18 protein-coding genes are annotated in these 19154 nt (G+C 75.2%); 10 read left to right on the top strand and 8 right to left on the bottom strand.

Features of this window, described 5'->3' with window-relative positions:
- The first annotated feature begins 18 nt into the window (after nucleotides 1-18).
- On the top strand, nucleotides 19-270 hold the full coding sequence (locus N555_RS27490) for a phosphoketolase family protein (RefSeq protein WP_081866252.1): 252 nt from the start codon (nucleotides 19-21) through the stop codon (nucleotides 268-270).
- Here the strand turns inward: N555_RS27490 and N555_RS0115145 are convergent.
- On the bottom strand, nucleotides 240-1139 hold the full coding sequence (locus N555_RS0115145; RefSeq protein ID WP_034510737.1) for a potassium channel family protein: 900 nt from the start codon (nucleotides 1137-1139) through the stop codon (nucleotides 240-242). The genes N555_RS27490 and N555_RS0115145 overlap by 31 nt on opposite strands.
- 161 nt (nucleotides 1140-1300) lie before the next feature.
- Here N555_RS0115145 and ppsA point away from each other — a divergent pair, with 161 nt between their 5' ends.
- Both ppsA and N555_RS0115130 read left to right on the top strand, forming a co-directional pair.
- Complete coding sequence (gene ppsA / locus N555_RS0115135; protein ID WP_034510734.1) at nucleotides 1301-3655, top strand: phosphoenolpyruvate synthase; 2355 nt, start codon at nucleotides 1301-1303, stop codon at nucleotides 3653-3655.
- Nucleotides 3652-6153, top strand: coding sequence for a glycoside hydrolase family 65 protein (locus tag N555_RS0115130; protein WP_156036380.1), 2502 nt, complete (start codon nucleotides 3652-3654; stop codon nucleotides 6151-6153). Before ppsA ends, N555_RS0115130 begins: the two co-directional genes overlap by 4 nt.
- Here N555_RS0115130 and N555_RS0115125 read toward each other — a convergent pair.
- Complete coding sequence (locus tag N555_RS0115125) at nucleotides 6111-7136, bottom strand: class I fructose-bisphosphate aldolase (protein ID WP_029432339.1); 1026 nt, start codon at nucleotides 7134-7136, stop codon at nucleotides 6111-6113. The genes N555_RS0115130 and N555_RS0115125 overlap by 43 nt on opposite strands.
- A gap of 227 nt (nucleotides 7137-7363) precedes the next feature.
- Here N555_RS0115125 and N555_RS0115120 point away from each other — a divergent pair, with 227 nt between their 5' ends.
- The 3 genes from N555_RS0115120 to N555_RS0115110 are packed head-to-tail and all read left to right on the top strand — an operon-like array spanning nucleotide 7364 to nucleotide 8773.
- Complete coding sequence (locus tag N555_RS0115120) at nucleotides 7364-7648, top strand: dsRBD fold-containing protein (protein WP_029432338.1); 285 nt, start codon at nucleotides 7364-7366, stop codon at nucleotides 7646-7648.
- A gap of 16 nt (nucleotides 7649-7664) precedes the next feature.
- The gene (locus tag N555_RS0115115; protein WP_029432337.1) at nucleotides 7665-7877 is read left to right on the top strand and encodes a DUF1918 domain-containing protein; all 213 of its coding nucleotides are present in this window, start codon (nucleotides 7665-7667) and stop codon (nucleotides 7875-7877) included.
- Complete coding sequence (locus tag N555_RS0115110; protein WP_029432336.1) at nucleotides 7874-8773, top strand: universal stress protein; 900 nt, start codon at nucleotides 7874-7876, stop codon at nucleotides 8771-8773. Before N555_RS0115115 ends, N555_RS0115110 begins: the two co-directional genes overlap by 4 nt.
- A gap of 6 nt (nucleotides 8774-8779) precedes the next feature.
- On the opposite strand, the gene N555_RS0115105 is transcribed toward N555_RS0115110, so the two are convergent.
- Complete coding sequence (locus N555_RS0115105; protein WP_029432335.1) at nucleotides 8780-11410, bottom strand: GNAT family N-acetyltransferase; 2631 nt, start codon at nucleotides 11408-11410, stop codon at nucleotides 8780-8782.
- Complete coding sequence (locus N555_RS28375) at nucleotides 11407-11778, bottom strand: hypothetical protein (RefSeq protein ID WP_197029036.1); 372 nt, start codon at nucleotides 11776-11778, stop codon at nucleotides 11407-11409. Before N555_RS28375 ends, N555_RS0115105 begins: the two co-directional genes overlap by 4 nt.
- 179 nt (nucleotides 11779-11957) lie before the next feature.
- On the opposite strand from N555_RS28375, the gene N555_RS29275 reads away from it, so the two are divergent.
- The gene (locus N555_RS29275; protein ID WP_197029047.1) at nucleotides 11958-12116 is read left to right on the top strand and encodes a PLDc N-terminal domain-containing protein; all 159 of its coding nucleotides are present in this window, start codon (nucleotides 11958-11960) and stop codon (nucleotides 12114-12116) included.
- Between the two features lie 10 nt (nucleotides 12117-12126).
- Here the strand turns inward: N555_RS29275 and N555_RS27970 are convergent, their stop codons facing one another.
- Nucleotides 12127-12624, bottom strand: a complete 498-nt coding sequence (locus N555_RS27970; RefSeq protein WP_051684109.1) for a hypothetical protein — start codon at nucleotides 12622-12624, stop codon at nucleotides 12127-12129.
- A gap of 90 nt (nucleotides 12625-12714) precedes the next feature.
- Entirely contained in the window at nucleotides 12715-13311 is a 597-nt protein-coding gene (locus N555_RS0115085; RefSeq protein WP_034510728.1) for a DUF2231 domain-containing protein, read from the bottom strand.
- A 132-nt stretch (nucleotides 13312-13443) separates the two neighbouring features.
- On the opposite strand from N555_RS0115085, the gene N555_RS0115080 reads away from it, so the two are divergent.
- Both N555_RS0115080 and N555_RS0115075 read left to right on the top strand, forming a co-directional pair.
- Nucleotides 13444-14151 (top strand): response regulator transcription factor, encoded by a 708-nt coding sequence (locus N555_RS0115080; RefSeq protein WP_029432331.1) that lies wholly within the window; start codon nucleotides 13444-13446, stop codon nucleotides 14149-14151.
- A 3-nt stretch (nucleotides 14152-14154) separates the two neighbouring features.
- Nucleotides 14155-15471, top strand: a complete 1317-nt coding sequence (locus N555_RS0115075; RefSeq protein ID WP_029432330.1) for a sensor histidine kinase — start codon at nucleotides 14155-14157, stop codon at nucleotides 15469-15471.
- On the opposite strand, the gene N555_RS0115070 is transcribed toward N555_RS0115075, so the two are convergent.
- Nucleotides 15468-15917 (bottom strand): pyridoxamine 5'-phosphate oxidase family protein, encoded by a 450-nt coding sequence (locus N555_RS0115070; RefSeq protein ID WP_051684108.1) that lies wholly within the window; start codon nucleotides 15915-15917, stop codon nucleotides 15468-15470. The genes N555_RS0115075 and N555_RS0115070 overlap by 4 nt on opposite strands.
- A gap of 194 nt (nucleotides 15918-16111) precedes the next feature.
- On the opposite strand from N555_RS0115070, the gene N555_RS0115065 reads away from it, so the two are divergent.
- Nucleotides 16112-16648, top strand: a complete 537-nt coding sequence (locus N555_RS0115065; protein ID WP_029432328.1) for a flavodoxin family protein — start codon at nucleotides 16112-16114, stop codon at nucleotides 16646-16648.
- Nucleotides 16649-16841: 193 nt separating this feature from the next.
- Here the strand turns inward: N555_RS0115065 and N555_RS0115060 are convergent, their stop codons facing one another.
- Nucleotides 16842-19091, bottom strand: coding sequence for a glycoside hydrolase family 3 C-terminal domain-containing protein (locus N555_RS0115060; RefSeq protein WP_029432327.1), 2250 nt, complete (start codon nucleotides 19089-19091; stop codon nucleotides 16842-16844).
- Nucleotides 19092-19154 lie beyond the last annotated feature (63 nt).

The raw sequence follows: 19154 nt of genomic DNA, 5'->3' as shown, positions 1-19154 counted from the left end.
CATCGGAGGAACCCCAGCATGAGTGCACTCGAGGTCCTGTCGGCATCCGCGGTCACCGATCCGCGGGACCTCGAAGCCGACCTGCGCTGGTGGGCGGCGGCCAACTACCTGACCGCGGCGCAGATCGACCTCAAGGAGAACCCGCTGCTGCGGGAGCCGCTGCAGGCCGTCCAGATCAAGCCGCGCTTGCTCCCGAGGTGCGCGACTGGACCTGGCAGGGGTGAGGCAGCCCGACGCCCTCAGGCCGGCCGGGCACCGGGATGTCCGTGATCGTCCGCGTACGCACGCAGGACTTCCCGGATACCGCGCCCGGTGTGGAGGAAGTCGTCGTCGAGCAGCTGCACGAGTTCTGCGAGCGCGCGCTCGAGGAGCCCAGCCGCCTCCCGGACCCTCGGGTCCGGTGCGCAGCGGGCCTGCTCCACCAGCCCGGCCGCCACGTCCAGCCCCGCGGCGAGCGAGACGTCCGGGCGCCCGTCGGCGACGTAGTAGGTCTCGGCGTGCTGCACCAGGTCGACCCGCACGCGCACCAGCTCGACGGCCAGGTCTCCGAGCAGCCGGGCGTCCACGTCGGCCCAGCGCGCCGTCCCGGGTCCGCTCAGCAGCGCCAGCCGGGCCGCGAGGACCCGCCGGCGGCCGAGCACCGGGTAGACCTGCAGGACCCAGGTGACGCCCGCGGTGAGCAGGGCGAATCCGGCGAGCGCCTCGAGCGGGACGACCATCCGCAGCCAGCCGGCCTCCGGGACCACGTCACCGAAACCCAGGGTGCTGAGCGTCACCAGGGAGAGGTAGAGCGCGTCGAGGACGCCGCTGCCTCCGGCAGGCTGCGCGCCACCGCCGAAGGTGAAGCCCTCCGGCATGCGCGGCAGGTACACGAGGGCCCACCCCACGACGACGAGGACCACCCAGCTGCCGACGACGGAGGCCATGGCCGCGGATCCGGTGAGCTCGATCGTCCGAGGTCGCCGCCCAGCACGGCGGCGGACCGGTCCGGTCAGCCGCCACACGCCGGCGAGCAGCCACTGGCTCAGACCACCTCGCGCGCTCGGATGCCACAGCCGGTCGAACACGTCCCGGAGAACCAGAAGGACCAGCGCCGCGCCCACTCCGGTCGAGATCCACGCCGCGACGTCGTCCGCCACGGTCAGGTCCTCCTGCGGCCGGCGAACATGCCCCGAGCCTGTGGGACGCGCCGCCCCCGGACGCAGGGCCCAAGGTCCGTGCCGGCGAGGACCGCCGGCCCCACCGGGAGGCACCCGCCCGGCACCACGCTGGGCAGCACCTCGACGAGGGAGGACCCGTCATGACCGCCACCGCTCCGCACCGCACCGACCTGGTCGCCACCCTTCGCGACGTGGGACTGGCCGACACCGACCGCGCCGGCGGCAAGGGGGCCAACCTCGGTGAGCTCCTGCGCGCCGGACTGCCCGTCCCGGACGGCTTCGTCGTGCTGGCGCCCGCGATGCGCGCGGCGCTGGAATCGGCCGGGGTGCTCGCCGATGTCCAGCGGCTGCACGACGAGGCTCTGGTGGCCGCCCGGCACACCCGGGAGGTGGGCCACACCTCTCCGCTGGGCGACCGTCTCGCGCTGTGCTCGCGCCGGCTGCGATCCCTCGTCCGGTCGGCGGGCATCCCGCCGGTGGTGGCCGACGCGCTGCGGACCTCCTACGCGATGATGGGCACCGACGTCGCGGTCGCCGTCCGCTCCTCGGCCGTGGGCGAGGACTCGGCGGACACGTCCTTCGCCGGCATGAACGAGTCGCTGACCAACGTCACGGGCCCGGCGGCCGTCGTCGACGCGGTCGTGACGTGCTGGGCGTCGCTGTTCTCCCCCCGCTCGCTGTCCTATCGGGACGAGCAGGGCCTGCACGACCTCCCCCAGCTCGCCGTCGTCGTGCAGCGGATGGTCTCCACCTGCCGCTCGGGCGTGGCGTTCACCGCCGACCCGGTCAGCGGCCGCCGGGACCGCGTGGTCGTCGAGGCCGCCTGGGGTCAGGGCGAGGTCGTCGTCGGCGGCCAGGTGGAGCCCGACACCTACCTGCTCGATCCCACCGGGCCCCGGTTGCTCACCACCCACCGCGGCGTCCAGCGCACCCAGGTGGTGCGCGGGGACGGCGGAGGCGACGTGGCCGTGCCCGTCGAGACCGGCGACCGAGACGTGCTCGCCCCGGCGGAGGCCGAGGAGATCGCCCGCCTGGCCCTGGAGGTGCAGCAGCTGCACGGCCGCCCCCAGGACGTCGAGTGGGCGATCGACGACGAGCGCGTGTGGCTGGTCCAGGCGCGCCCGATCACGACCCTGGGCGACCCGGTCCGCGAGCCAGCCGCGCCCTCGGCCGAGGACGCCTCCGCGCCCGCCCGCCCGCCGCTGCTGACCGGCCTCGGGGCCTCCTCCGGCCGGGCCACGGGCCGGGTCCGGGTCCTGCGCGCCCCCGATGAGGGCTGCCTCCTGCAGGACGGCGAGGTCCTGGTCGCTCCGCTGACGAATCCCGACTGGATGCCCACGATGCGCCGGGCGGCCGCCGTGGTCACCGACTCCGGCGGCGTCACCTGCCACGCCGCCATCGTCGCCCGGGAGCTCGGGGTCCCCGCGGTGGTCGGTGCTCGCACAGCGACCACCGATCTCACCGACGGCACCGCGGTCACGGTCGACGGCGACACCGGACGGGTGTGGTCGGGAAAGGTGACCGCCGCCGTTCCGGCGCGGACCGCTCCGCGTGGAGGACCGGAGGCGGAACCGGAGGTGACCGCGACCGGCCTGCACGTCAACCTGGCCGACCCCGCGCGCGCCGTCGAGGTCGCCGCGCTCCCGGTCGACGGGGTGGGCCTGCTGCGCGCCGAGCTGCTGCTCACCCGCGCGCTGGACGGGTGGCACCCCGCCGAGATGGTCGCCCGGGGCGAGTCCGAGCAGGTGGTCACCGCCCTGGCCGACTCCGTGGCGCAGATCGCCCGGGCCTTCGCGCCGCGGCCGGTGGTCTACCGGACCGCCGACCTGCGCACCAACGAGTTCCGCGGGCTGAAGGGGGGCGCGGCGTACGAGCCGGTCGAGGACAACCCGATGATCGGCAACCGCGGCTGCATCCGGTACGTGCGCGACTCCTCCCTGGTCGAGCTGGAGCTGGCCGCCCTCGCCCGTGTGCGGGAGGAGTGCCCTGCCCTGGCGGTCATGATCCCGTTCGTCCGCACCGGTTGGGAGCTGGAGCGGTGCCTGGGCCTGATCGACGCGAGCCCGCTGGGCCGGCAGCGCGGCCTGCGTCGCTGGGTCATGGCCGAGGTCCCGTCGGTGGCCTCCTGGCTCCCCGAGTACATCGGCATGGGCATCGAGGGCGTCAGCATCGGCAGCAACGACCTCACCCAGCTGGTCCTGGGCGTCGACCGGGACTCCGCCGAGCTGTCGGACCTGTTCGACGAGGCCGACCCCGCCGTCCTCGCCGTCATCGGCCAGGTCATCGCCACCGCGCGGCGGCTGGGCGTGCCCAGCTCGCTGTGCGGACAGGCGCCCTCCCGGCGGCCGGCCTTCGTCGAGCACCTGGTCCGCGCCGGCATCACGTCGGTGTCGGTGGAGCCGGGGTCGGTGGCCGCCACCCGCCGTGCCCTCGCCACGGCCGAGCGTCGGGTGCTGCTGGCGGCCGCGCGGCGCGAGATCTCCGGCGACGCGTGACGGACGACGTCGCGGAGGCCCCGGACAGCGAGTGGGTGCTGCGCTACCAGGGCCTGGATCCCGCCGCCGAGCAGCTGCGCGAGGTCCTCTGCGCCGTCGGTAACGGCCGGTTCGTCACGCGGGCCGCCGCGCCGGAGTCGCGCCCCGACGGCACGCACTACCCCGGCACCTACGCCGCCGGGGTGTTCGACCGGGCCGTCGACGAGGTGGACGGCCACGTGCTGGAGCAGGAGAGCATCGTCAACCTCCCCGACTGGCAGTCCCTCACGTTCCGCATCGACGACGGCCCGTGGCTGGACCTCGCGGCGATGACGGTCGACGACCACGTCCAGGAGCTCGACCTGCGGCGCGGGGTGCTCACCCGACGGTTCGTGGTCACCGACGCCGCGGGCCGTCGCACCGAGGTCAGCCAGCGACGCCTGGTGTCCATGGCCGACCCGCTCCTCGCCGCGCTGGAGTGCACCGTGGTGGCCGACAACTGGTCGGGGCAGCTGACCGTGCGCTCGGCGCTGGACGGGCGGGTCACCAACGCCGGCGTGGCGCGGTACCGCGGGCTGTCCGGCCGACACCTGACCGTCGAGTCCGCCTCGCACCGCCGCGGGGTCCTCGGCCTCGTCGTCCGGACCCTGCAGTCGCGCATCCGCATGGCGCTGGCGGCCCGGCACCGCCTCCTCGTGGACGGCGTGGAGCAGTCCCCCCAGCTCAGGCCGACCGCTCAGGCCACCACGTGTGCCGTCGACCTCCGCGTCGACGTCGTCCCGGGCCGGGTGGTCACCGTGGAGAAGGTCGTCGCCCTGTGCACGTCGCGGGACCGGGGCACCGGCGAGCCTGCCGACGCGGCCACGGAGGCAGTGCGGGCGGCGCCGGTGTTCGACGGCGTCCTGACCCGGCACGTGCAGGAGTGGGCGGATCTGTGGGCACGGTGCGACGTCGAGGTCGACGGACCGGCCAGGACCTCGCTCGTGCTGCGGCTGCACGTCTTCCACCTCCTGCAGACCGTCTCCCGCCACAGCGTCGACCTCGACGTCGGCATCCCGGCGCGCGGCCTGCACGGCGAGGCCTACCGCGGCCACGTGTTCTGGGACGAGGTGTTCGTGCTGCCCTTCCTCGTCCTGCGGCTGCCCGAGGTCGCCCGCGCGATGCTGATGTACCGGTGGCGGCGGCTCCCGAGTGCACGGGCCGCCGCGCGTGCCGGCGGGCAGCGGGGCGCGCTGTATCCCTGGCAGAGCGGGTCGAGCGGCCGGGAAGAGTCACCGACCGTCCACCTCAACCCCCGCTCCGGGCGCTGGGTTCCCGACAACTCCGCGCTGCAACGGCACATCGGACTGGCCGTCGCCTACAACACCTGGCGCTACCACGAGGCCACCGGGGACACGGCCTTCCTGGTCGAGCACGGCGCCGAGATGATCCTCGAGGTCGCGGCCTACTGGGCCGATCTGGCGAGCTACGACCCGGTGGACGACCGGTACGGCCTGTCCGGCGTGATGGGTCCGGACGAGTACCACGACGCGCTCCCGGACTCGGCGGACCCCGGGTTGGACGACAATGCCTACACGAACGTGATGGCCGCGTGGACGCTCACCCGCGCTCTGGACTGCCTGGCGATGCTGCCGCCCCGCCGACGTCTCGTCCTGCTGGCGGGCCTCGGGATCAGCGAGCCGGATCTGCACCGGTGGGAGCACGTGAGCCGTCGGCTGCGGCTGGTCTGGCACGCCGACGGGGTGCTCAGCCAGTTCCGCGGCTACGAGCAACTGGCGGAGTTCGACTGGAGGGGCTACCGGGCCCGGTACGGCGACATCAGCCGGCTGGACCGCATCCTCGAGGCGGAAGGGGACTCCGCCAACCGGTACAAGGTCTCGAAGCAGGCCGACGTCCTCATGCTGTTCCACCTGCTGACCGCGGACGAGTTCTACGCGGTCCTCGACCGGCTCGGGTACGCCTCCGACCGGCGCACGATCCCGCGGACCGTCGCGTACTACACGGCCCGGACCTGCCACGGGTCGACGCTCTCGCGGGTCGTCCACTCGTGGGTCCTGGCCCGCGGCGACCGGGACCGGGCCTGGGCGTTCTTCCTCGAGGCGCTGGACAGCGACATCGACGACGTCCAGGGCGGCACGACCGGAGAGGGCATCCACCTCGGTGCGATGGCAGGGACGGTCGACCTGCTGCAGCGGGGGTTCACCGGCCTGCAGACCCGGGACGCCGCGCTCGGCTTCGATCCCCACCTGCCCGAGGCGCTGACCGGCATGCGGTTCTGCCTCCAGTACCGGCAACACGCGGAACTGGCGGTGGCGATCACGCACGAGGCGATCACCATCGGCTCGGACGAGCGGGCCCACCCGGACCTTCCGGTGCGGATCCGGGGTGAGGAGTTCCGGCTCCGCCCCGGCGCCGGCCTGCAAGTGCCCCTCCGGCGTCGCCCGACGGCGGTTCCCCCGTCGGGCTCCCCCGCCCGTCAGCCGGCGCCTGCCGCCGACGGCTCCGACTCCGGCCGGTAGGTGCCGCGCCGGGCCGCACCGTTCATCGCGGCACGGTGCAGCAGCGCCGCCCGGGCCCCCTCCTCGTCGCCCGCTGCCCAGCACCGCAGGACCGGTGCCTGCAGCGCACGTCCGAAGGAGAAACTCAGCTCCCACGGCTGGGGAGCCCGGCGGTTGATGGCCGCGAGGTCGTGCGTGGCCTCCACGGCGCCCTGCCCTCCGGACAGGAACAGGACGCCGGGCACCGCCGCCGGGACGGCCTCGCGCAGCGCGTCGACGGTCGCGTCGGCCACGGCCTCCGGGTCGGCGTGTGCGCCGGACTCCGACCCGGGCAGCACCATGTTGGTCGTGAGCAGGGTCGCCTCCAGGACGACCTGGTGGCGGGACAACTGCTCGTACACCGCGCGGAGCGTCGCGACGGTCACCTCCGCACACCGTTCGAGATCGTGTGCGCCCTCCATCAGCACCTCCGGCTCGACCACCGGCACGAGGCCCGCCTCATGCGCCAGGGCCGCGTAGCGGGCCAGGGCGTGGGCATTGGCCTCCAGGCACGTCGGTGTGGGCCGCCCTGCCCCGATCCGGACGACCGCCCGCCACGTGGCGAACCGGGCGCCCAGGTAGACGTACTCGGCGAGCCGCAGCCGGAGCCCGTCCAGTCCCTCGGTCACCAGCTCGCTGGCGAAGCCGGCCAGCGGCGTCGTCCCACGGTCGACCTCGATGCCGGGCACGATGCCGGCGGCCCCCAGCAGATCCGGGAAGGGCGTGCCGTCGTCGGCCCGCTGGCGGATCGTCTCGTCGGCCAGGGTCACCCCGCTGATGGAAGAGGCGAGCCCCTCGGTCGAGAACAACAGCTGCCGGTAGGCGCGCCGGCGCTCCGCGGTGTTCTCGGGGCCGACCGTCGCCGGCCGCCGCCCCATCGTGGGTGTGCTCTCGTCCGCGGCGAGCACACCCCTCCCGGGGCCGGCCAGCACCTCCGCCGTCCAGGCCATCGCTGACAGATCCATCGTGCGGCTCCTCCCGATCGGCCCGCTCCCGGAAGCGTCCGGGGGCGGGTGGCGGGTGCGCCACGGCCCTTCGGTCCTCGGGGTCCGACCATCGGCCTCGCCCGGGCATCGGCCCCGTGCCCGCGCAGAGCCGGAGGTCCCGGCGGGTCGGTGCTTACGGCCGCGGCGCGCAGCGGCGCCATCCGACAGCGTCGGCGTCGGCGTCGGAACGAGTCGTTGGAGGAGCCATGAGCAGCACCACATCGGAGTTCACCGACATCTGGGACGTCGTGGTCACGATCGACGAGCACGACGGCCGCACGCGTGCAGTGGCGCGCCTGCGCACCCGCGCCGAGAGCAGCCTGGCCGGCGTGGGGTTCGCGCGTCTCGACCCCGCCGACCGCCAGGTCGCCAGGATCGGCGACGAGATCGCCGCCGCCCGGGCGCTGAGGGACCTCGCCGGACGGCTGTTGCGGATCGCCTCCGACGACGTCGCACGGAACACGGGCGAGACAGCGCAACTGGTCACCTGACTCAGGAGGGCACCGCATGTACGCAGAGGTCGGCAACTGGCTGGTGGTCCACGGCCGCACCCTCGACGCCCCCGGCCGCGAGGGGCTCGTGGTCGGCGTCCACCACGCCGACGGGAGCCCGCCGTACGAGATCCGGTGGACCGACGACGAGCGGATCAGCCTCGTCTTCCCCGGTCCCGACGCCACGATCGTCCCCGAGGCGCCGCACCGTGCCTGGGGCGGACCGTGACCGAACGGCTCCGCCGCGGGCCCGTCGTCGTCGGGATCGACGGCTCGCGGTCCGCCTACGCCGCCGCGCGGGTGGGTGCCCGGGCCGCCGAGGCCCGGGGCGCCTCACTGCGACTGGTGATGGCCCTGCCCGCGACAGCCGGTCGCGAGCTCCGCACGCCCGAGGGGCTCGATGGCCCGGCCGTCCTCCGGGTGGCCGGGGAACTGGTGCTCGACGCCCTCGAGGCTGAGATCGCCCGCGACGTGCCCGGCCTGCACGTCGTCTCCGACCTGGTGGAGGGCGCCGCGGTCGAGGTCCTCGTTGCGGAGGGCGCGGCCGCGCAGCTGCTGTGCGTCGGCACGACGTCCGGCGGGACCCTCGACGACGTGCTGCTCGGCTCGACCGCCGGAGCGCTGGCCCGGCACGCCTCGTGCCCCGTCCTCGTCATCCCGCTGCGGGCGACGGTCTCGGTGGCCGACCCGTCCGGGGTGGTCGTCGGCCTCGCCGGAGACGCCGGCGACGAGGACCTGCTCGCCTTCGCCCTGGGCAGCGCAGCGGACCGCGGCAGCGCCGTGACGGCCGTGCACACCTGGCGGCACGCTGCGCCCGGGGTGCTGCACGCCGCGTTCGAGTCGCTGGCGGACGAGACGACCGCCCAGCACCATGCGGAAGCCGTGCTGGCCGACGTGATCGACCGCGCCGGGGCGCTCCCGGTCCCGGTGCACCCAGTGGTGCGGCGGGGCGGTGCCGCGGAGACCCTGCTCGCCGCCGCGTTCACGGCGGAGCTGCTGGTCGTGGGACACCGGCACGACCGCGGTGGTCACCTCCGGTCGGTGACCACCGCGGTCCTGCACGGCGCGGCCTGCCCGGTCGCCGTGGTGCCGCTCGGCCTCCACGTCGGCGCGGCGGCGGGATAGCTCGGATCAGTGCGCCCGAGGCCCGACGCGCGCGCGGATGTCGAGCGCCAGGCAGCCGGCGGCGTCCACCCGCAAGGGGTCGACCTCGATCTCCACCAGCTCCGGCAGCACGTCCGCCAGCCAGCCGATCCGGCGGAGGCAGTCGACGGCTCCGGCGCGATCGAGCCCGAGTCCGTGCGGGGTGCCGAAGAGCCCGGTCGCGGTCAGCGCCTCGTCGGCGTCCGCTCCGGACAGGGGCGCCAGCCGGTGCACCCGGTGGCCGAGCGCGTCCATGGCGCGCCCGCCCGGGCCCACCGCGACCACCGCGCCGGCCGACGGGTCCCGCGCCGCACCGACGAACAGCTCGTCACCGGGCGGTACCACCGGCTGGACGACCGCCCCCTGCCAGTCCGGCCCTGCCTGCGCCGCCCACTCCTCGACGATCGCGGCGACCAAGGCGGGCGAGCTCACGGGCAGCCTGACGAGTCCCGCGTCGGACTTGTGGATCACGCCGCGGACCATCCCCTTGACGGCGACGGCGCCACCGGCGCGCGAGGCCGCTGCGGCAGCCTCCTCCGGGATGCGCGTCCAGCTCGTGGGGACCACCGGCAGCGCGGCGGCTGCGCAGAGCGATTCCAGCTCGCCGGGCTGCAGCCAGCCGCCCTCCGGCGCCCGCGCCAGCACGACCGTGACGACGTCCCGGGCACCCCGGACGTCGACGCCGCCGGGCGCCGCCGGTTCGTCCCGGACCCGGCCCAGCCAGTCGCGCCGGGCGACCGCCGCCGACAGCGCACGGGCAGCAGTCGTGGGGTCGGCCAGGGACACGAGGAACCGGCCACCGGGGAGGTCCAGCCGCTCCACCGACGTGCTGCGGCCCAGCCGCACGTCGACGACGGGCGCCCCGTCCCCCACCGCGCCGGCCACGACCCCCGGAGCGGGGTCGCTCACCCCGCTCAGCAGCGTTGCGGTGACGACCGCGGCGACGGCCGGATGCTCCCGCAGGCCGGTCAGGGCCGCGGCGAAGGCGTCGGCGGAGACCGCGGCACCGGTGTCCACGGGATTGCCCGTTGCCGCCAGCGGCGGCAGCACGGCCCGCAGCCGCGCCTGCAGCTGGGCCGGCAGCGGCTCCACGGGGAGCCCGGCGGCGACGCAGGCGTCGGCGAGCAGCACGCCGACCCCTCCGGCGTTCGTCAGGACCACCATGGTGCCGGCACGCGGCAGCGGCTGCCCGCGCATCAACGCCGCAGCCGCCGTCAGTGAGGTCAGGTCGGGCACGGTCTGGACCCCTGCCGCCAGGGCGGCGGCCTCCCGGACGACGGCGGGGGTGGCGGAGGCCGTGTGGGACGTGGCGGCCCGCGCTCCGGCCGGCGAGGTTCCCGACGCCACCGCGAGCACGGGCAGGCGCCGGGCCAGGTGTTCCGCCGTCTGCGCGAACCCGCGCAGGTCGGGCTCGGACTCGGCGTAGAGGACGACCAGTTCGGTCGCGGGGTCCTCGTCGAACCAGGCCAGCACGTCGCGGGCGGTGACGTCGTAGGCGTCCCCGATGGCCACGCCCGCGGACAGGCCGAGGCCCAGCCGCAGCCAGGAGGCGAGTGCGGCGAAGGCGACCCCACCGGACTGCGCCACCACCCCGAGGTCTCCGGCGGGAGGCACGCGGCCTGCGAACGTCGCCGCCAGTGGCGCGGGCAGCCCGGGTACGGCCACGCCCAGGCTGTTGGGTCCCACTACGCGCATGCCGTACCGGTTCCCGAGTCCGCGCAGCAGCGCGGGGGCGTCGGGCACCGCCGCCAGCCCGCCGCTGGTCACGAGCACACCGCCGACCCCGGCGTCGCCGCATGCGGTCACCACGTCGGGAACCGCGGCCGCCGGCACGCACACCACCGCCAGGTCCACCGGTCCGGGAACCGCTCCGATGTCGGGCAGGCACCCGAACCCCTCGAGCACGGCGGCCACGGGGTTGACGGCGTGCACCGGTCCTGGGAACCCGCCGACGCGGAGGCTGCGGAGGACGGCCCGGCCCACGGATCCGTCGCTGCGCCCGGCGCCGATGACGGCGACCGACCGAGGCCGCAGCACGGGCTGCAGGCTGGCGGCCGCGGCGGTCCGGTACCGGGTCTCGGCCGCCTCCCGGTAGCGCTCCCCCGGATGCAGGCTCACCTCGACCCGGAGCGCGCTCCCCTCGCGCCGCTTCTCCAGCGGCATCCCCAGGTCGTTGAGGACGCCCAGCATGGGGGCGTTCTCGGAGAGGACCTCGGCGATCATCCGGTCGATGCCCAGGCGACCGGCGACGACGGCCAGGTGTTCCAGCAGGACGGTGGCGACGCCCTCGTGTCGCGCCTCGGCGTCGACGACGGCCGCCATCTCCGAGAGACCGGCCCCGCACGGCAGCAGCTGGACGACCCCGACGAGCCGCCCACGGATCCGGAGGCCCAGCGTGTGGCCACCCGAGTCAGGGGCCAGGGTGCGCCGCACGTAGCGCTCGAGATCGGCCGGGTGCAGCGTCGCGAAACGCAGGTACGTGTCCCGCTCGTCGAGGCGGCGGTGCAGGTCCAGGACCTCGTCGGCGTCGTCGGCAGTCAGCTCCGCCAGCACCGCCGGGGTGCCGCTGCGCAGGAGGACCCGCTCGCTACGGCAGGAAGACGTCCGGCCGCCCGTCACCGCTGCCCCGTCCACGGGCGGGTGGCGAGGAGCACCCGGGTGAGACGGTCCATGACGGTCTCCTCGTCGCGGGGCAGGTGCAGGGGGTCCAGGTGCTCTTCCGCGTGCAGCCGGGACAGCAGCGCGTCGTCGGCCCGCCGGGGCGCCCGCAGCAGGGAGCTGCCGTGGACGATGCGGTGCGCGGCCACCTGCGGGCGCAACCCGTGTCGCGAGAGCGCGTCGGCCACCTCCGCGACGGCGGGCGCGCGCAGGTCGGGATCCCGGACCGTCGCCTTGAGCGACGAGGAGCCCACGTCGAGGCTCAGGATGGTCGGGGCGTCTGCGTAGGGACGGGGCCACGGGGTCCGGACCAGCGTCGTGTCCTGCACCTGTCCAGCGTCGGGACCGACGGACACCGGCATGCAGAGCCGAAGGGCCTGAGGACGCCGGTCCAACGTCGGTCCCCGCTGCCCGGGCGGCCGGGCACGCTGAGCCCATGACCCCACGCCCCTGGGCCGACCTCTCACCCGGGCGCCGGGCGCTGCTCCTGACCCTCGCCTCGGTGTAGCTGTCCCTCGCCGCGACCGCGTGGGCCGACCTCGCCACCCGTCCCGCCGAGCGGGTCAACGGGCGCAAGGCGGTGTGGGCGGCGGTCATCGCGGTGAACTTCGTCGGCCCGGCCGCGTGGTTCCGCTGGGGCCGCCGCCCGGCGGCGGCCGGGCGCTGAGCGCCGGCCGTCAGCCGACGAGGGACTCCAGCGTCGTCGCCGCGAGCAGCCGGGCCCACCAGGGGCGCCGTCCCACCGGCGCGCTCGCGGCACGGGGACGTCGCCACAGGCTCCGCGCCGGCCGCACCGCCATGGCGCCGCCCTTCATGCTGACCCAGCCACCGGGTCCCATGGACACCGCCGCCTTCGCCCCGCTCGGACGCCGGGCCAGCTGCCGGGCGACCAGCACAGCGGCCACCCCGATCTCCGCCGTCGTCAGCAGCCGGGTCACGTCGACGACCGGGTGCCAGCGGACCCTGCCGTCCCGGACCACGAAGGCCCCCAGCGGGCGGCCGCCCGACATCGCGGCATCGAAGCCGCGTCCGTCCGGCCCGGCACCATCGGCGCGGGTGGCGCTGTGCGTGCGCACGGCCATGGCCGGGATCACGGTCGCACCGTCCCTCTCGACGGGGCGGTCGAAGGCGAGCACCTCGCGGCTCCGGTGGGTGGCGGTACTGGTCTCGGTCATGCGATCTCCTGGTGACGGCGGACTGCCGCACCGACGCTGGCACCGCATCGGGCGCCGGTCACGGGGGCGGAGGTCCCGACGGCCGGGCCTTCAGTCGCCGTCGCCGTCGCCGTCCCCGTCGCCGTCCCCGGAGGGACCGTCCGACGACCCGCTGGGGACGTCGGACCACGTCGCCGTGGCGCCGGAGTGGCCGACGCGGACCACCTGCTGCACCAGGCCCACCACCGCGACCAGCGCGAGGACCGTGGCGATCATCGAGACCCACCGCTGTGACGCCCATGCCCCGGCCCCGCCCGCCCTGTCGGCGGTGAGCACGCTGCCCGAGCCACGGGCCACCGCACCGGTCGGGGCCTCCTGCCGCGATCGGATCCGGTCCAGCGCGTACACCGCGATCGCCATCACGGCCAGGGCCAGCGCCCAGGGCAGCATCCCGTCGGCCAGCTCGGCGTGCTTCTCGATCTGCGCGCTCTCGGGCAGCCGGTGCTCGAGGTTCTCGCCGCTCTGGGTGGAGAGAGGCACCAGCACCAGCGCCACGACGGCCAGGCCCGGGGTGACGATCCCCAGACGACGGCGGGCCTCGGGCCAGAGGACGTGCAGCAGCAGGGCCAGCGCGGCCAGGGGCACGAGCACCACCGTGGCGTGCACGAGCAGCGGGTGGACGGGCAGTCCGAACACGGACTCGGGCATCGACGACCTCCGGGACCAGCACCGGCCGGCCCCATCCGGCCCGGCTCGACTCGACGATGGGCCGCTCCCGGGAAGCCGTCGGTCAGCTGCAGGCAAACGTCCGGCAAGAAGTCCCGGACCTACGCTCGGAGGATGCCCGCGCTGCTCGTCGTCGAGGACGACGAGGTGATCTCGGCCGCCCTGGCCGCCGCTCTCCACGGGCAGGGGCACTCGGTGCGCGTCGAGCGGACCGGGGCCGGCGCAGTCGCGAGCTGCGGCGCGGACCCACCGGCGCTCGTCCTGCTCGATCTCGGTCTGCCCGACCTGGACGGCGTCGAGGTCTGCCGGCGGATCCGGGCGCTGCTGCCCGACGTCGTCATCGTCGTGCTGACAGCGCGCACCGAGGAGATCGACGTCGTCGTGGCGCTGGACGCCGGGGCCGACGACTACCTGACCAAGCCGGTACGCCTGGCCGAGCTGCAGGCACGCGTGCGGGCCCACCTCCGTCGCGCACCGGCCGGGGACGGCGGGGAGCTGCGGGTGGGGGCGCTGCGGGTCGATCCCGCGGCGCGGCGGGTGGCCGTGGCCGGCCGGGAGGTCCCGCTCCGGACCAAGGAGTACGAACTGCTCGAACGGCTGGCGCGCGACGCCGGCCGGGCCGTCAGCCGGGAGACCCTGATGCGCGACGTCTGGGACGCCCACTGGTTCGGCTCGACGAAGACGCTGGACGTGCACGTCGCCGCGGTGCGCCGGCGGCTGGCGGACGCGGTGGACGGCGATCCGGGTGCTCCGGTCATCACGACGCTCCGGGGCCACGGCTACCGCCTGGAGCTCTCCGTAGACGACGACGCCCGGCGCTGATCCGTGCAGCGCCGCATCGTCACCCTGGCCGTGCTCACCGCGGTACTGGCCACCGTGGTGTTCGGCGTGCCCCTCGCAGTGGTCGCGCACCGGGACGCCCTCGACCACGAGGTGGCCGAGGCGCGCGATCTCGCCGCCGACACCGCCCTGGAGGTCGCGCCCTCGCTGGCGACACGGAACGACCTCCCCGACCTGTCCCGTTCACCCGAGGCAGATCTGACGATCGCCCTCTACGACGGCGACGGCCGGCGCCTCGCCGGCCGCGGGCCGGACACCGCCGACAGCCCCGCCCGGGACGCCGTCCGACTCGGGGACGTCGTCACCGACGAGGACGCCGGCGGCGAGATCGTCGTCGCGGTGCCGGTGACCGTCGACGGCCGGGTGCTGGCGGTGACACGAGCGGCGACCCCACGGGCCGAGGTCACCCACCTGACGCTGACCGCCTGGGGCGTGCTCGGCCTCCTCGCCGCGGGCGCCGTGCTCATCGGCGGCCTGGTCGCCCGGGGCCTGGCTCGCCGGCTCACCCGCCCTCTGGAGGCCCTGGCGGCCGGGGCCCACCGGCTCGGCGACGGCGACTTCAGCGTCCGCTCCGACCCCAGCGGCATCCCGGAGCTCGACGAGGTGGGCGGCGCACTGGACGCGACGGCGACCCGGCTCGGCGACCTCGTGGCCCGCGAGCGGTCCTTCGCCGGACGCGCCTCGCACCAGTTGCGCACGCCGCTCACGGGCCTGCGGCTGCACCTGGAGCGCGCGCTGACCTGCCCGCCGGCGGACCGGACGCGCGCGCTGCAGGACGCGCTGCAGGCGACGGACCGGCTCGAGGGCACGGTGCACGACCTGCTCGCGCTCACCCGGGAGACCCGGTCCGTCGGCGGGCTCGACGTCCCCCGCCTGGTCGCCGAGCTCGCCGACACCTGGGCGCCCATCCTGGCGCGCTCCGCCCGGCACCTGGACGCCCGCTGCGAACCCGGTCTGCCCGCCACGCCGGCCTCGCCGGCCGCGGTGCGGCAGGTGCTGACGGTGCTCCTCGACAACGCGACCTGCCATGGGAGCGGGGACGTCCTGCTCAATGCCCGCGACGCCGGGGGCCTGCTCGCCCTCGACGTCACCGACGAGGGCGGCGGCGAGGCCGCCGCCGAGCGCGTCCGCCGCGGACTCACGACGAGCGCCGGCGCCTCGGACCGGCTGGGCCTGCCGCTGGCCCGCTCGCTCGCCGACGCCGAGGGGGCACGACTCCGCCTCTCCGGCACGCGTCCGTTGTCGCTCACGCTGGTGCTCCCACCCGCGGAGGACGGGACCGGCGAACCCCCGGCGCGCTAGAGATACGCCCGGTCGTCCACTCCCCAGGGGAGCTGGCCGCGCACGATGCGGCGTCCGCTCACCGACTGCGGGATGATCCGCAGCCAGCTGCCGTGCTCTCCCGGTGCCCAGGCCTCCACGCCGACGGCGTGCGTGCGCTGGACCAGCTCCACCCGGTGGTGCGGGCCCACCTCCTCGGCCAGCCCGCGCACCAGGACGTTCCACCCCGTGCGGGTCGTCCGGTCGATGTCGTCGACCTCGAAGGTCACGTTGGCGTGCTCGGCCGCGCCCAGGGTCGACCCGGGGTGGGTCCGGACGACGATGGTGTGTCCGTCCATCCCGTAGTTCACCGGGATGATCAAGGGGTAGTGCTCGGCGATCACGCCGATCCGTCCGACCTCGTGGCCGGCCAGGAGCGCATGGCACTCCTCGACGGGGATCACCTCGAGCAGATGCGCGGCAGTCATCCCCCCAGCGTGACCGGGACCTCCGCGCCGCACCCGGGGCTCTTCGTCGGTGGGCGGAGGACCAACGGCCTGAGCCGGCGACGCGTCGACCCGACCTACGTCCTCCGCGCGGAGGCCCTTCGACGGTCCTGGCTCCCCGTTCCGCCACCTAGCGTCGGAGGCGACGGCAACCCGACGGATGGTGGTGGACGCACATGACCCGCGCCCTGATCGTGTACGAGTCGATCTTCGGCGATGCCCGCGTGATCGCGCACGCGATCGCCGATGGCCTGGCCGATGCCATGCCCGCGGACGTCGTGGCCGCCGCGGACGCCCCGGCCGAGATCGACCCGGACGTCGGCCTGCTCGTGGTGGGCGGACCGAACCACGCCTTCGGGATGCCGCGCCCCACCACCCGGCAGAGCGCCGTGGACCAGAACGACGCGCACATCACGGACACCCACACCGGCCTGCACGAGTGGCTGGGAAGTGCCCGGCTCACCCAGCGGGGCACACCCGCCGCGGCGTTCGACACCCGTGGATCGGGTCATCCGGTGCTGACCCGGATGGACCATGCGGCGAAGACCGAGGAGAAGCTCCTCGGCAAGCTGGGCGCCACCATCGCAGCGCCGGCCGAGCACTTCTTCGTCACCGGCACCGAGGGTCCTCTGGCCGAGGGCGAGGAGGAGCGAGCCCGCTACTGGGGACGCGTGCTGGGCGAACTCCTCACCACGGGGGCGGTGCCGGGCTGAACCCGGACCCACGACTCTGCGCGGTCCTCCGCGACCGGCAGCTGATGGGCCACCTCCTGCTCGCCGCTGGCCTCTCTTGGGCGTGGGGGGTGCCGGTCGCGCCCGCCGCAGGCACCGCCAGCCAGCGTTCCCGGCCTGCTCGGCCCCTCCGGCCGGTCGGCGAACGGCGTGCCCGGTGTGCTGATCGGACCGGTCACGACTCGGCGCCGGTCGCACCCTCGAGGAGCTGCGCGAGGGGCGAGGCCCCGTCCCCGCCACCGCCGAAGCCGGCGAGCCGACTGACCGGGATCGACGCGATCATCCGCATCATGTCCATGCCGAGGTCCCCGTGCTCGGCCCCCTGCTGCGTCGTCCTCGACAGGCCGGCGAGGATCTGCGGCCCCAACTCGGGATCGGCCATGAGCTCGCCCAGCGTCGACTCGGCCGTCACGGGTAGCCGCACCTCGTCGCCGGCGACGCTGACGGCCCCGCTCGCGCGGAGGTCCCGGCTGGAGACACCGGCGTGCACCAGATACTCGCCGGCCTCGAGGACCCATCGCTGCACGCGCGGGTTCCAGTAGGCCAGGTCCTCCCGGCGGAGCAGCACGGTGACCTCCCGGCTCTCGCCCGGTGCGAGGTCGACGGAGGCGAACCCCTTCAGCTCCCGGACCGCGCGAGTCACCGACGAGCCGGGCAGGCCGGCGTAGAACTGCACGACCTCGCGGCCGGCGCGCTCGCCGGTGTTGACGACCGTGACCGTGGCGGTGATCCCCTCGTCGGAGGCGGTCAGCGCCAGCCCGGAGACCTCGAACGTCGTGTACGACAGCCCGTGCCCGAAGGGGAAGGTCACGTCGATCTCGCGGCGGTCGTACCAGCGGTGCCCGACGAACAGACCTTCGCTGTAGCGCGCGTGCGAGAACTCGCCGGGGAAGTCGAGGTAGGCAGGGACGTCCTGGAGCCGCTGCGGCACCGTCTCGCTGAGCTTGCCCGAGGGGTTGACCGCGCTGGTGAGGACGTCGGCCAGCGCCGCGCCGCCGCCCTGGCCCAGCAGCGCCCCGTCGAGCAGCGCCGGCACCAGGTCCACGACCGGCGCCAGCCGGACGACGCCACCGTGCGACAGGACGACGACGGTCCGCGGCTGCACCGCTACCACGGCGCGCAGCACCTCGAGCTGGTCAGCGGGCAGATCGATGTGCTCGCGGTCGAAGCCCTCGGACTCCTGGCGGGCGGCGAGCCCGAGGAAGACGACGGCGACCCCGGACCGGCCGCCCAGCTCCACCGCCTCGGCCCGCAGCGCATCGACATCGCCCGAGCCATCGGTGGTGAAGCCGCGGGCGAAGGCCACCGTCCCCGCCAGGCGCGACCGGAGCTCCTCCAGCGGGACGTCCAGCCGGGACGCGTTGACGTGCGAGCTCCCCCCGCCCTGGTAGCGCGGCTGCTCGGCGAACTCGCCGATCACGGCGACGTCGGCATCGGCGGCCAACGGCAGGAGATCGCCGTCGTTCTTCAGCAGCACGACGCAGCGGGCGGCCACCTCGCGGGCGAGCTCGTGGTGCGCGTCGGCGTCGTAGGTGGCGTCCGGGCGCCTTCCGGCGGCGACCTTGGCGGCGAGCTCGGCGACCTTGCCGGCGCTGCGCCGCAGGGCGTCGGCGTCCAGGTCGCCGGACCCGACGGCGGCGGCGACGCGGGCGTCCCCGGCCGGGTCGGGGCCGGGCATCTGCAGGTCCAATCCGGCCGCGACCGCCACGACCCGGTCGTTGACCGCGCCCCAGTCGCTGACGACGGCGCCCTGGAAACCCCACTCCCCGCGCAGGACGTCGGTGAGCAGCCACGGGTTCTCCGATGCGTACACGCCGTTGACCCGGTTGTAGGCGCTCATCACCGTCCACGGCTGGGCGTCCTCCACCACGCGCTGGAACGCGCGCAGGTAGATCTCGCGCAGTGGCCGCTCGTCGACGTCCGAGCTCGCCCGCATCCGGTCGTGCTCGTGGTTGTTGGCGGCGAAGTGCTTGAGCGAGGTGCCGACGCCCTGGCTCTGGACGCCCCGCACCCAGGCCGCGCCCAGGACACCGCTGAGGTGAGGGTCCTCGGAGTAGTACTCGAAGTTCCGGCCGCCGCGGGGGTCCCGGCGGATGTTGATGCCCGGCCCGAGCAGGACGCCGACGCCCTCGGCCTGGCACTCCCGGCCGAGCGCCTCTCCGACCCGCTGGGCGAGCTCCGGGTCCCAGGACTGCGCCAGCCCGGCGGCGGGCGGCAAGCAGGTCGCCGGCCGGCTGCCGCCGAGTCCGAGGTGGTCGACCGCCCCCTCCTCCTGCTTGCGGAGGCCGTGCGGCCCGTCGGTCACGAGCACCGAGGGGACGTCGCCCACCCCGCCCGCGGTCCAGAACGACCTCCCGCTGCCGAGCGCGGCCTCCTCCTCCAGCCTCGCCGTATCGGTCCCGGGCTGCTCTCCGTCGGCGGGCATCAGGTGCGGTCCTCTCGTCAGGTCGCCGTCGGCGACGCGCTGATCTGGGTGCGGATCTCCTCG

It is taken from the genome of Blastococcus sp. URHD0036 (genome assembly GCF_000701365.1).
Lineage (GTDB): Bacteria > Actinomycetota > Actinomycetes > Mycobacteriales > Geodermatophilaceae > Trujillonella.
Note: the sequence above shows the minus strand (reverse complement) of the source record. Positions and strands in the feature narration are given on the sequence as shown.